Genomic DNA, 12,695 nt, shown 5'->3' on the forward strand with positions numbered 1-12,695 from the left:
GATCAGCTACGGGCGGTGCCGAACACGGACGGGTAGCGGGCGACGACCGCCTCCCAGGCGTCGTCGTGGCGGACGCGGATGACCATCCACCCCAGGTCCTCCAGGCGCTCCTGGGAATCGTGGTCGCGCGTGCGCTGGGTGTCGTCGTCGTGCACCGGGCCGTCGACGAACACGGCGACCGGCCCGGTCGCGAGATCGAAAACCAGGTCGGGACGGGCGTGCGCCTCCTCGACCGGAGACTGCGCGCGGTCGGGCAGGCGGTAGCCGTGCTCGTCGAGCCAGGTGACGAACATGCGCTCCAGGCCCGAGTCCGCGAGCGACGACAGCGAGTCGCGCTGCTCCGAGCGACTGCGTCCGCCTGCACCTGTGCGCACGTCGGCGCCGGCCAGCTCGAGCAGGAGATCGCGCACCACGTGCCGGTTGATGAACGCGTGCTCGTGCTGGTTGCCGTACGCCAGCAGGCACTCGTAGCAGGCGAGCTCGCACCGCTCGGCGCCGGGCGCCGCGTTCGGCGAGTGCCCCAGGTCGGCTCCTGAGTCAGGGTCGAAGTGTGCGATCTCGAGGGCCTTGCGCGCCACGCTCGCCAGCGCCCCACGCTCGCTGACGAGGCGGCGGAGTGCTCCGGCGCCCCCTTCGGCTGCCTCGGTCAGGAGCATGCGGCCGCGGCCGTCGAGGTCGGGCAGCCGCTGCGACTCGAGCTCGGAGTCCTCGAGCTGGAACACCGCCTCCGCACCGCGCTCGAGCGCGTAGCGCAGCGTCGTCGCCGCCGAGTCGTCGAGCGGCCGAGTCAGACGCAGCAGCAGGATGTTGCGGCGGTCCTCGACGTACGGGATGACCTTCAGCACCTTCTTCGCGTCCTCGAACGAGAGCAACGCCTCTGCGTCGACGGTCGCGTCCTCGGCGTCCTTCTTCTGCGCCCAGCGGCCCGTCGTCACGTCGAGGAAGAAGCCGCGGTCGTTCGGGTCCTTGCGGCGGCGGCGCCCGACGTTCGCGACGCGGATCGTCGCGCTGTCGCCGTACGTCAACGTCGCCGTCGTCTGCCCGTCGCCGATCGCGTCGGCGTCGACCCGACCGGGCCGGTCGCCGTGGTCGTGGAACCGGTACGACACCTCCAGCTCGAAGCCCGCGCGACGACGCTCCTCCTCGTCGGAGCTGATCCGCTCACGACGTCGCGTGAAGACGGTCTGCAGCCGCAGCAGGTTGTACGTCTTGAGTCCGAGCTGGGCGCCGCACGAGTCGCAGACGTCGGCGCCCTCGCCGCTCGGGTGGTGGTAGCCGCAGGCCTCGCAGCGCCGCGCCTCCTCGGTGTCCGCCACGCCTGCCTGCTCGGAGGAGCGCGGGAGCTGCACCCGCTCCACCTCGTACCTGGCGCCTTCGTGGTAGATCAGCGACCCCGGACCGAACTCGCTGATCGCCAGGAACCTCGGACGCTGCAGGTAGTCCCCGTCCCGCTTGCCCCGGCCGCCGGGGATGTACGCGGCGAGCGGCAGGCGGGGGAACGAGTACCCGGGAAGGAAGCCCTCGGAGGCGAAGTAGCGGTAGGAGTAGAAGTCGGTCTGACCGTGCTCCGAGTCCTCGTTGCGCAGCAGCGCGAGCTGGTTCTTCGACTCCCATGCCCGGCGCGACGCGGCTTCTTTCTCGAACCGGGGTGCGCGAGGGTCGACCGCCAGCTTCGACTGCGCGTGGTACTCCGAGAGGGCCGTGCGGTACAGCAGGCGCCACCGCTCCAGTGCGTGGTCGAACGCGGTCGGCGCCGAACGCACCTGGTCGGCGACCCAGCCGTCGTACCACCAGATCACCTGGTCGACGGCGTCCCACGCGCCGCGCAGCTCCTCGATGACCGCCCCGGCACGGACCACCGCGCGGCGCTGCACCTCGGGCTCGGTCAGCGCGCGCCAGACCTCGGGGATCACGTCGAGCGTCGGCTGCTCACCCGAGGCATCCACGATGTCGGTGATCCGCGACTTCAACGACTGGCCCGTCTCCGAGAGCCAGACGGCGTGCACGTGCGACCGCACGAGGTCCTCGTTCGCGAGGTCGAGCCGCGGCGCGGCCACGGACCCCGCGACCATGTCCCGCGAGTTGCGGAAGTAGTAGGTGTCGTGGGCGTTGCCCGTCGCGCAGTAGGTCACGACGAGAGCCGGCTGGCCGCTGCGGCCCGCGCGGCCTGACCGCTGCGCGTAGTTGGCCGGGGTCGGCGGCACGTTGCGCAGCCCGACGGCGTTGAGGCTCGCGATGTCGACGCCGAGCTCCATCGTCGGCGAGCAGAACAACAGCGGCAGCCGCCCGTCGCGGAAATCGTGCTCGCGCACCTCGCGCTGAGGTCCGGGCACCTGGGCGGTGTGCTCCATCGCGTGCAGGCCACGCAGCCCTTCGGCGACCTCCCGGTACAGGTCGGCGAAGAACGGGTTGACCCGGATGACCGCCTCGCTGTCGGTGCTCTTGCGCAGCGGGTCCTCCGCGCCCTTCAGCCCGTCGCCCGCCCGCCAGCGGATCGCTGAAGCCTTGAGCCGGTACCCCGGCACGCCCTCGACCGGGTCGGCCTCCGCCAGCAGTCCGCCCTCGTCGCAGAGCACACGGAACATGTCCCGTATCACGAGCTCCGCGTCGTCGGTGCTGATGTCGCGTCCGAGCGCTGCGTCCCGGCGCAGGTACCTGCCGAACGCGGAGCGCCCCGAGACGAACAGGTCGTTCCAGCCCTTCCTCTTCGTCGTCCCACGCGGGTACACGACACCCGCCGCCGCGACCTTCTCGTCGTCGGGCAGCGCCCACTGACCGGTGAGGTGCTGGCGCGAGTCGCGCTGGATCTGCTCGAAGCCAAGCTGTGTCAGGCAGTCCACGTCCACCGCGAGCACTCGCCGCATCTCGTGCAGCAGGATGCTGCACAGCTCCTCACGCAGCGCCGCGGGGGCATCGCGCAGCTGGGGGTGCGTGCCCTCCCAGATCTCCTGGGTCGCGGCGATCTCGGGCAGGTCGACGTAGGAGACCTTCAGCAGCCCCGTCTGCTCGAGGTTGGGCATCGTGATGCGCCAGCCGCGCTGGAGGTCGGCATAGACGCGGTACTCGATCACCGCGCGCAGCGCCCGCAGCGCCGACTCCTTCGCCGAGAACCGGACCTCCGGGTTCGCAGCGAAGTCGGCCATCTCCAGCCGCAGCGCGTCTGCCACCCGCTGCGCCACGACCTCGTGCGTCAGCCCCTCGGGCGCGTCCGCCAACGCACGGTACAACGCACCGCGCAGCTGGGAGATCTGCACGAAGTCGTTGAAGTGCCCCGCTTGCAGCGAGGCGTCCTGCCGGTTGTCCACGAACGTCAGCAGCTTGCGCGCGTCCGCCGCCAGATCGGACGGGCCGAGCTGCTTCAGCGACCGCACGACGCTCGCGGCGACGACCGTGACCGCCGAGGATCGCCCCTCCCGGTCCAGAGTCGCGAGCTTGGCGTAGTCGTTGCCACGCACCTGCTCGTAGGAGACCCGGCAGCGCATGCAGAACGCGAACGGAGTCGACACGAACCACGCACGCAGGCCGGCGCCCGGCGCCGTGACCGTACCGTCCGGGGCGATCCACACCTCCGTGGGAAGGTACTTTGCCTTGGTCTCGAGGACGACCGTCGCCCCGGACTGATCGGACTCGAGCCAGTGGTCGGGGAGACGGTTCTCCAGCACAGGGTCCGCGGGCCACGGCAGGTCCTCGGAGACGTACAGGTAGCCCGTGACGGCGTCACCGCCCGAGGCGTCGGCGTCTTGACGAGGGACGAACGACTCACGCCCGCTGCTCGTCTTCGCGACGACTAGGTACTCCTGTCCGCACTCGCGGCAGAACCCGAGCGGCAGCAGCGCCTTGCTCGCGTCGCCAGGGACTCGGAGCTGGTAGGTGCTCGTGATGTAGCGGGTGCCCTCGGGCTCCAGCGAGACGTACACCGTGTCGCCCTTGGACAGGAACTGGTGCAGCCGGAAGGCGAAGAGCGGTCGGCCGGTCACCGGGTGGCGTGCGTTCGACCCGACGAGCAGGACGGCACGGATGGCCTCGGACGCCAGCTCCTCATCGACTCCGGTTCGCTCCGCCAGGAGCGTCGCTGCAGCGCTGACCGTCGTGGGCTTACGGCGGACGAGGCGTCCGCTCTGGGTCTCACTGTCGAGGCCGAACGTCGTCTCCACCCAGCACGCCAACGGGTTGCGGGCGAGCTCGGCATACGTGAGACCGGCAAGCGCCTGCGGGGCACGGACCGAACTCGTGAGCGCCGGTCCGTCGACGAGATCGTGCGCCGTCGCCCTGGTGAGCGACTCCCCGATCACGCGCTCGGGTGTCACCTCGGACCCGAACAGGCGCGTCGCGACGTCGGCCACCGTCGCCTGCTGGTCGGCGACCGACCCGCCGGACGCCATGGTCGCGGACGTGCCGATCACCTGCAGCGACCGCGACGCGCACGTGTCACGCAGACGTCGCACCAGGAGGGCCACATCGGCGCCCTGCCGCCCGCGGTACGTGTGCAGCTCGTCCAGCACGAGGAAGCGCAGATCACGCGCGGCGCGGATCAGATGCAGACGTTCGTCCGGACGCGTCAGGACGAGCTCCAGCATGACGTAGTTCGTCAGCAAGATGTCCGGCGGGTTCGCGAGAATCTCCCGGCGGCGCTCGTCGGACTCCTGTCCGGTGTATCGGGCGAACGTCACTGGCTCCTGGCCAGCCGGGTAGCCGTACTTCAGGAACTTCTCGAGCTCCAGCGTCTGAGAGTTCGCCAGCGCGTTCATCGGGTACACGACGATCGCCTTGACCCCGGGGACCCGCGAGCCACCTGCGGCCTCTTGCTCACGGAGCACTGCGTCGACGATCGGCACGATGTACGCGAGCGACTTGCCCGAGCCCGTGCCGGTCGTCAGCGCGTACGACTTGCCGCTGCGCGCGGCCTCGATGGCATCTCGCTGGTGGCGATGCAGCGTCAGCGTGGACGTACCGGCGTCGTCCGCGTGCTTCTTCACGCGGAAGATGCGCTCGTTCTCGGGGTGGAGCAGTCCCTCGGCGACGAGGTCGCTGACGGCGCCCCCGGTCTCGAAGCTCGGGTTGAGGCTCAGCCACGGATCCGGCCACTGCGCGCCGCCGTCGAGCAGGTCAACCACGTGCGCGGAGACTCGTGGGTCGCGAACCTCGATGGTCCCAGATGTGAACCCGCGGTAGTCAGCGATCAATCGGTCGCGGATGGCGAACACGTCCACGCCGTTGTGACCCCCTCGATTCGATGCCTCTTTCCCTCGAGTGTGCCATCGGCCGGAACGGATAGACGGCAGACGCGCACGTCACGGAAGAAATACACACGACTGCCTCTTCTTCGGTCTCGCTGATGGTCGCGCCGACGCGGGCGGGAGCGAGCGGAGGTGAGCAGGGCACCGCCGCCCTTGGGCGCGCCCAGCTGCCCGCCTCATGATGGGCCGCCTCGGAGTTCCGATGAGCTCCCCAAGTAGGCCGAGTCCGCGCTGTCGCAGCCAGCGCCGGGGTACGAGCTTCCGCAGTTCGTACCCCGGCGCCTGTCAGGACCGTGCGGTCAGATCGATCATCGGCAGCGAGAGCGTGGCAACGGCGTCGCGTTGCTTGGCCGCGGGCCGGCGGTCGTACTGAGCGGTCGTGCTCGGCCGCTTGTGCCCGACGACCCGAGCCAACAGCGTGACATCCACCGTCTCGAGGAGGTTGGAGATGAGGAACCGACGCATGTCGTGCGGCGTGACCCGCCCGAGACCGGCCTGCCGGGCGCGCTCAGTGAGGACCTTCCACATCTGGTGGTCGCTCAACGCGCCGCGGTCGAACAGGGGCCGCGACCGGGACAGCGGGACGAAAAGCGGGCCGGGCTCCGGCCCGCGCGCCGTGATCCACCGGGTGAGCGCGTCGACTGCGGTCGGGTGTAGGTAGGCGTCCCGAGGCCGACCGCCCTTGGTGTGACCGAGCCAGAGCCGCGCATCGGACAGGTGCGCGTCTTGCAGGCGGACACCGCCGATCTCCAGGCGCCGCGCTCCGCAGCCGGCCATGGTCAACACCAGGGCGGCGTCCCGGATCCGGGTGAGCTCCGTGCCCGGCCCCTGGAGGCACGCTCGCACGATCCGCACGACATCGTCGGGGGTCAGGAAGGTCCCCGCCGGTTCACGCACCTTGCCGACCCCGCGGGTATCGAACGACCGGGCGTGCCGGTACTCCTCGTAGGTGAGCAGACCGACGCGTTCGCAGCACTCCAGCATCACCCGCAGGGCCGAGGCGTCCCGAACAGCGGTATTCCGGGAGTAGCTCCGCTCGGCGGTGCCCCAGACCTCCTCGGTGAGCGCCTCGTCGGCTAGGAGTTCCCACGCAAAGGTGCGCGCGTCTTGGCGGCCGCCGGTGAACGTCTGAGCCACTCGGTCGAGCGCCCCGCGCATGGTGCGGCGGCTTTCGGGGTTGTGCCGGTATCGCGCCTCGAACCGGGCCAGCGCCGCAGCTCGGAGCGCTGCGGTCTCGTTCTCCTCTGGGGTGACCACGTGCAGGCCGTGCCGGTCGCTCATGGCGTGCACGCCTTGACGGCGGCTTCGGTGCCGTCCTCCGGCGGCACGATCGTCGGCTCAGGGCCGAGCAGCGGCACGGCCGGTAGCGCCAGCGAGGCCACTGCAGTGCGCTTGAGTTCGTCACCGCGCACGTCGTACAGCATGGTGCTGTCGAGCTTGCGGTGGTTCAAGAGCTTGGACACCAGCGCCGGATCGAACCGGCCGAGCAGGTCGCTAGCAAAGGTGCGCCGGAAGTCGTGCACGCCGAACGGTGCGACCTCCGCCTCCACCCTCCGGCGGTGCACCATGTCGCGGACCGTGGAGACGTTCAACGGGGTGAGGTCGTGGCGGTTCAATGCGGAGAACAGCGCGCCGGGCTGAGGTCCCCGATGGGCAAGCCACAGCTGCAGGTACTCCTCCGCCTGCGGGTGCAGGAAGATCACGTGAGGTCGACCGTTCTTCGTCTCCCGCAACAGCAGGCTGTGCTGCGCCGGGTCGAAGTCGGCGATCTTCGTGCGCACCAACTCGCAGCCTCTTATCCCGGAGGTGCGGAACAACGCGATGATCGCGGCGTCCCGCGCCGCTGCCCGCTGATCCCGGTTCGAGGCGCAGGCGCGAAGCAGCGCCGCGATCTCGTCCGAGCTGAGCCGACGGCGGCGGGTCGAGTCCTGGTCGACCGCGAGTGTGTACAGCGTCTCCTTCAGCAGGTCGAGCCTCCGGGCGGAGATCAAGCCGCGCTTGTAGCACTCGTCCAGCACGCGCCGGAGCGCGCAGACCTTGTCGTTGCGCGTGCCCTGGACCTCGTACCGCCGGTAGACCGCTCGACGGAAGTCCGCTGCCCCGTCGAGGTCCACCTGGTGCCAGGGAAATGCCTGCAAGTGCTCGAGGGTCACGGCCTGACGATCGACACCGGTGAGCATCGCGTACACCACACGGAGTTCGAGGAGGAAGTTCGTGCGTGACTTACCCTCCTTGGAGCGGAGCAGCGCCCGGTCGACCGGACGGTGCCCAATCGGCAGCGCCAGGTGGGCCCCTCGGTCCGGGTGTGCCCAGTCCTGCGGGCGACCGCCGGCGGTCTCCGCCGCGGTGGTCCGGTGCCGGGCGCGGGCGTCCTTGGCGCGGGTGAGGAAGTCGGCGAGCGGGTCCGTGGCCGGGTCGGTCCCGGCTCGCGGCGTGTCGCCGTGGGCGGTGGGGTGCCCGGGTGCGGGCGGGCCCGCGGGGTGCATGGCGTTCACTGTAGGTGCCCTCCGGCCGGGCCGAGCCCGGCGAGTTCGAAGGGAACGGGAATAGCTCTTCCCGTGCCCTTCACGGCTCACCTTGAGCCGCCACGCGGCACCGTCCGCGCGCTCAGAGCAGCCGCAAGGGTCTCGACGTCCCAGGTCCGCGCGCCGACGGGGACGTTCGCGATGCGCTTCGGCATCGCGTCTCGTCCTCCCGCAGGCGTGGCGTCAGCCACCGGGGAGTTCGCTCGCACCCCGGAAGGGCGCTTCTGGCCGATCGCTTCCGATCGGCTCGGGGACGATCCGCTCGGCCGGGGATCGAGGTCAGTCGTGATTGGGCGACCTGTGATCGCCGATCCGGGTCGAGTGATCGCCGATCGCTGATCATGGGCACTCGGTGATCGAGGATCGCTCAGCACGGATCTGCGATCACGATGCGCTCTCGGCGGTTCGGGGTGATGAGTCTGAACGCCCGCGGATCGTAGTGGGGAATCCATGCGATCGAGCGGCGGCGGACTGCAGGCGGACAACGCCGGGCAGCACGGATCCCCCGCCCACGTCAGCGATGGAAGTACTCGGCGCGGCCCCGGACGTCACGCGACTTTCGCGAGCCGGAGTTTGCTGGTCGTGGGATTGACGCGCCAGGGGGTGGGTGCAGCCAACTGATCTTCGTCATACGGCGAAGGTCACATCGCCGTGCGGCGAAGTCCACCGTGCCAGGAACCGCCTGATCACCAGGATGTGGCGCAGCCGCTTCTTGGGTCTGCCCCCCCTGTCCGTCGCCGTGCTGGATGTGCACGGTGGTCCGTGCCGTGTCTCCACGGTCCCGTGCGGTGACTGCGCCCCTCGTGGTTCCCGTGACGGTTCGCACGGTGATCAGGTCCACGCGAGAGGGGAGCAAGTTGATGTTGGCGTCGGAGGATCGGGCTCGTGTCCGTCATCGGCAGCACGAGTTCGTGATGGTGAGCTCGCAGTTCTTGAGCGATCTGAGCAGATCGGACGCGACGCCGTCGGAGCTGTCGCTCCTATTTTACCTGTTGGCGCGGATCCGCTTGGGTTCGAACGTCGTGCCGCACTTCGCGGGCGTGGAGGCCGCCGAGGCGACCGGGCTGCACCCCTCGTCGGTGTCCACCGCCTTGACACGGCTGACGAAGCGGCAGGTCGTGCGTCGGACCAGATCCCTCGGGCACCCGGCGATCGTGATCAACCCGCATCTGGCTTCGCGCGCCGATCAGAAGACGCGCGAGGAGCTCTGCCGATCCTCGCGAATGCCTGTCAAGGCGATCACCCGTTTGAATGATGCCGGCGATCGCCGTTGACCGGGCCGCGCTCGGGAGCTCGTCTCCGGGGGCGCACGGCTCAGCGCCTGGTCGCGAGGCTGGCGGCTTCTCGAAGGACTCCGCCGGCACTCGGGCTGCATTTGGCGAGACCGGCGAGTGCGGCCTCACGGGTCGAGGTGTCCCTCGCCCGGCGGATACTGGCCGCGAGCTCGGGGCGTCCTGCATCGGCCAGCAGCACCCGTAGGCGCTCGCGGGCCGATGCAGGCTCATCGACGGCGCCCGCCGCAAGATGGCGCGCGTCGATGACACCGCGGGTGATGGCCGAGGAAAGCAGGCTCATCGCTTGGTGAGGTGGCACGTCGATGACGTCTGTCCAGGCGTCCAGCACCTCCAGTGCTGCGACCTCGATCGCCGAGAGACCGTGCTGCCGGCGTGCGAGCCGGCCCCGGCGTCCGGCGAGTCGGATGGTCGCAAAGTCGCGCGGGCGAGGCCCAGCCACTGCGTAGGTCTCCACCGCGGGGATCTGCGTCGAGAGGCCGAGCACGTTCGCTGCCAGCAGGACTGACGGGCCGACGCCCTTGCGGCCGGCGATCCTGGTGACGATCTGCTCGTTGCTCGGCCGGGTCATGCCCCATTGCTGCTGTCGACCGCGGTAATACAAGCCCCGGCGCACCGCGACCAGCTCGTTCCGGCGGACCAGCCGCTGCAGCTCACGCGCGACGGCGGTTCGGGGCTCGCCACGGAACTCGTCGATGGTGACAAACGCGTCACGCTGCCCGCGGACTCGCTCACGCACGGTGCGCGCAGTACTCATGTCGCCCTCTCGCCGAGGTCAGCTCCAGCAAGATCGCCGCGGCGTCCGACCCGGTAAGTCGGCGGCGGGAACGGGCGCGGACGCTCCTCGGCGGGTGTCGACCTTGTCCGAGGTCGGTCAGTCGGGCATGGGCTCGCCTTCGGCGGTGCTTCGTCGCTCGCCTTCCTCGCCGGCGGCGAACTGGGCACGAAGTGCTGCGGCGTCCTCGCGAGTGATCCTGCAGATCGAGGTCACGACGCGCTGCCAGCGCCACTCCTCGTCCGGCCACGTCGGGTGCGGGTCGAAGGTGTAGCGGGGCCGACACCCGACTCGGACGATGTCAGGCTCCGGGACGCCCGAGCCGAGGTCCCACGAGCTCACCTCGAGCAGGTGGCTCCACTGACCGTCGAAAGGGAAGCGCCCTGAGCCGACGCCGCGGACCCGGACCACGGCGACACGGTCCAGGTCCAGGAGGTAGTACGTGGAACCGGCCGAACCGATCCGCCACATCCCCTCGCTCGCGCCCACGCGGAGCACCGTGACGGTGCTTCGTGCTTCCGGCTCGATCGGGTTCATACCACCCAGCCTCGCACCGGCCCCCGACACGCCACGCACGACGCCAGGCACCCGCTGCGGGTTCGTCGCCGCCCCCGCGTTTCCGGAGCGCTTGCGGGGAGCTTCGCGGCAAGGCCCCACCCGCCCAAGAGCTGGTGCGACGGAGGAACGCGGTTCCGGCCGGGGTCTAGCGCTCCCTCCGGAGCCGCGGGGCCCAAATGCGACTTGCGCGGCGCGGCGCTCCGTAGGCCCGCGCGGCCAGCTCGGTCTCGATCTCCTCGCGGAGCGCCGCGAACTTGGCGGCCTGCTCGGGCGTGAGCGTGCGCTGGGGGAGTCGCACAGGACGGAACTCGATGGGCATGATCGCTCCTGCTGGACTTGCCTCCGTGACGTCGTCCTCGAAGGCCGCGTGGACATCGGCGCCCACGACCGTCTTGTCGGCGACGATAGCGCCCCGCAGCGCATGCGGACGATCGCTGGCCGCACCGGCTTGTCGGTGCGCGGCGATAGCGTGCGACTGCACCGACGACGCCAGGGGAGCGCTGATGAACCAGATGGACGAGACGTTCGACCCGATCGGCCCCCACTTCCTGTCCTACCGGCAGCAGGACGGCACACAGGTCACAGACGAGATCATGTGGCGGCTACGAGCGGCCGGCGTGCTGGTGTGGCGGGATGCTGCCGACCTCTCGCCCGGTGACACCGAGACACGGCTCGAGGAAGCGCTGGCCGACGGCCTCGCCGGCGGGATCCTCGTGATCACGGAGGACGTCGCCAACTCCCGGATCGTGCGCGAGCTCGAGGCACCTCGGCTGATCGAGCTGGCAGCCCACAGCTCGTTCGGGCTCGCGATCGCGAACGACGTCGTGGCGTGGGGCGAGCCGGACTACGGTGCACCGGACCGGCTGCTGGGCCGAGACGACGGGAAGCTGGCGGGGTTCGTCCAGGACTCGGTCGCGAGCCCGGACGGCATGCGTCAGCTCGTCGAACGGGTGCGGCGCCTCCGCGTGCGGAATCTCCGGGAGCGGGTGGCTGCCTGCGACGGCTGGTTGCGGTTGAGCGTCCAGACGAGGAACTCCGGCGCCAGCGTGGACCGGACGGGTGCCGCGCTCGACCTGCGAGTCAGGCCAGCCCGGTCCGGCCGTCTCCCCGACGCCACAGGCCTGCGGTACTTCGCGGACAGCGCCCCCGGGATCGCGGATGCGGTGATCGATGCAGGGGCGTCCAAGGTCCGGTTGAGCGGGGGTGCGCACCTCAGCGTCGCGCTCGCACTCGGTGTCCTGCTGCCGACGACGCGGATCGGACGGATCGAGGTTCTCGACCAGTACGACCAGACCTGGTCCGCGGGTGCACCTGCCTTCGGCGCTGAACCGGACCTGCTGCACGTCGCCGAGGAGCACATCACGGGGGCGGACGATGCGCGGGCGGTCGCCGTCTACCTCGATTTGATGCCGATGCCCAACGACGGAGCCTGGCTGGCCTTGCTGGACCAGGTGCCGACACCGTTCGCCGCCGCTGTGCACGTGCGCCCTGCCGCCGATGGCATGCTCGACCCCGGCCGAGGAGCCGCACTTGCAGGAACGGCCGCGGCGGTGGTGCGCGAGCTGACCTACCGGCACGCTGGCGCGGAGGCGCACATCGTCTACCGCGGACCGTTCGGGTTGGCGCCGCTCATCGGCAGGCTGCTGAACACCGTCCGGGGGGTGCTGTACGAGTGGGACGACACCGGGGAGTCCGCCCGCTACGTGCCCACCTTGCGTACGTCCCCGGCCGACCAGAGCCGCCCCGTCGAGACTCTCCTGCACGACTAGGGACGTTCGAGACGTGCGGCCGCCCGTTCGCTCGTGTCCTGCGCTTCGAGCTCCAGCGCTCCGGCCTCGATGTCGGTAAGCAGGAGCCCGACGTCGTGGATCCTGACCCGGCGGCGGCTGCGCGCGCGCCCGGGCCGCGACACGACCACGGCGGCGAACCGGGCGTACGTCGGGCCGGGCCTCGCACCGGTGTACGGCAGCACCAGCAGAGCGACGTGGTCGGTTGTGTCCCCAGCGGACCGCGTGAGGCTATCGAGGTCGAGCATGCTGGGTGGCGCGTCCCGCGGATGCGTGTGCCAGTCGCCGACAAACCCGACCACGGGCGGCGCATCCGCCCGCAGGCCATCCAACGCCGCCTTCGCGCGCGCCTGATCGAGCTCGTAGGTGACGTGCGTGCTCGCGGGGTCGGCGACGAGCAGCGCCCGCGTCACGACGATCGTCTCGCCACTGCGGAACCCTGCCAGGATGCCACCGGTCTCTCGTGGCAGTGCCGCCTCTCCCGCGCGGTGCATGGCGGCGAGCGCCTCGGCGGCGATCAC

General features: G+C 70.4%; 8 protein-coding genes. 2 read left to right on the forward strand and 6 right to left on the reverse strand.

Features of this window, described 5'->3' with window-relative positions:
- Nucleotides 1-2: 2 nt before the first annotated feature.
- The 3 genes from EBM89_RS00640 to EBM89_RS00650 all read right to left on the reverse strand — a co-directional run bounded on the left by EBM89_RS00640 (nt 3) and on the right by EBM89_RS00650 (nt 7,723).
- Nucleotides 3-5,114: a DEAD/DEAH box helicase gene (locus EBM89_RS00640; protein ID WP_233571446.1), complete on the reverse strand. Its 5,112-nt coding sequence runs from the start codon at nt 5,112-5,114 to the stop codon at nt 3-5.
- Nucleotides 5,115-5,522: 408 nt separating this feature from the next.
- Nucleotides 5,523-6,518, reverse strand: a complete 996-nt coding sequence (locus tag EBM89_RS00645; RefSeq protein ID WP_147463403.1) for a tyrosine-type recombinase/integrase — start codon at nt 6,516-6,518, stop codon at nt 5,523-5,525.
- Entirely contained in the window at nt 6,515-7,723 is a 1,209-nt protein-coding gene (locus EBM89_RS00650) for a tyrosine-type recombinase/integrase (RefSeq protein WP_147463404.1), read from the reverse strand. Before EBM89_RS00650 ends, EBM89_RS00645 begins: the two co-directional genes overlap by 4 nt.
- Nucleotides 7,724-8,679: 956 nt before the next feature.
- On the opposite strand from EBM89_RS00650, the gene EBM89_RS00655 reads away from it, so the two are divergent.
- Nucleotides 8,680-9,036 carry a MarR family transcriptional regulator gene (locus EBM89_RS00655; protein ID WP_147463405.1) on the forward strand — a complete coding sequence of 119 codons (357 nt, stop codon included), beginning with the start codon at nt 8,680-8,682 and terminating at the stop codon, nt 9,034-9,036.
- Nucleotides 9,037-9,076: 40 nt separating this feature from the next.
- Here the strand turns inward: EBM89_RS00655 and EBM89_RS00660 are convergent, their stop codons facing one another.
- Together EBM89_RS00660 and EBM89_RS00665 are read right to left on the reverse strand one after the other, a co-directional pair.
- The gene (locus EBM89_RS00660; protein WP_199731918.1) at nt 9,077-9,793 is read right to left on the reverse strand and encodes a DUF6088 family protein; all 717 of its coding nucleotides are present in this window, start codon (nt 9,791-9,793) and stop codon (nt 9,077-9,079) included.
- 135 nt (nt 9,794-9,928) lie between these two features.
- Nucleotides 9,929-10,366, reverse strand: a complete 438-nt coding sequence (locus EBM89_RS00665) for a hypothetical protein (protein WP_147463406.1) — start codon at nt 10,364-10,366, stop codon at nt 9,929-9,931.
- Between the two features lie 524 nt (nt 10,367-10,890).
- On the opposite strand from EBM89_RS00665, the gene EBM89_RS00670 reads away from it, so the two are divergent.
- Complete coding sequence (locus EBM89_RS00670; protein WP_158609425.1) at nt 10,891-12,156, forward strand: SAVED domain-containing protein; 1,266 nt, start codon at nt 10,891-10,893, stop codon at nt 12,154-12,156.
- Here the strand turns inward: EBM89_RS00670 and EBM89_RS00675 are convergent.
- On the reverse strand, nt 12,153-12,695 hold the full coding sequence (locus EBM89_RS00675) for a M67 family metallopeptidase (RefSeq protein WP_158609426.1): 543 nt from the start codon (nt 12,693-12,695) through the stop codon (nt 12,153-12,155). The two genes, EBM89_RS00670 and EBM89_RS00675, sit on opposite strands and share 4 nt — an antisense overlap.

Origin of the sequence: Cellulomonas triticagri, assembly GCF_003696205.1 — a bacterium.
In the GTDB taxonomy this organism is placed as follows: domain Bacteria; phylum Actinomycetota; class Actinomycetes; order Actinomycetales; family Cellulomonadaceae; genus Cellulomonas; species Cellulomonas triticagri.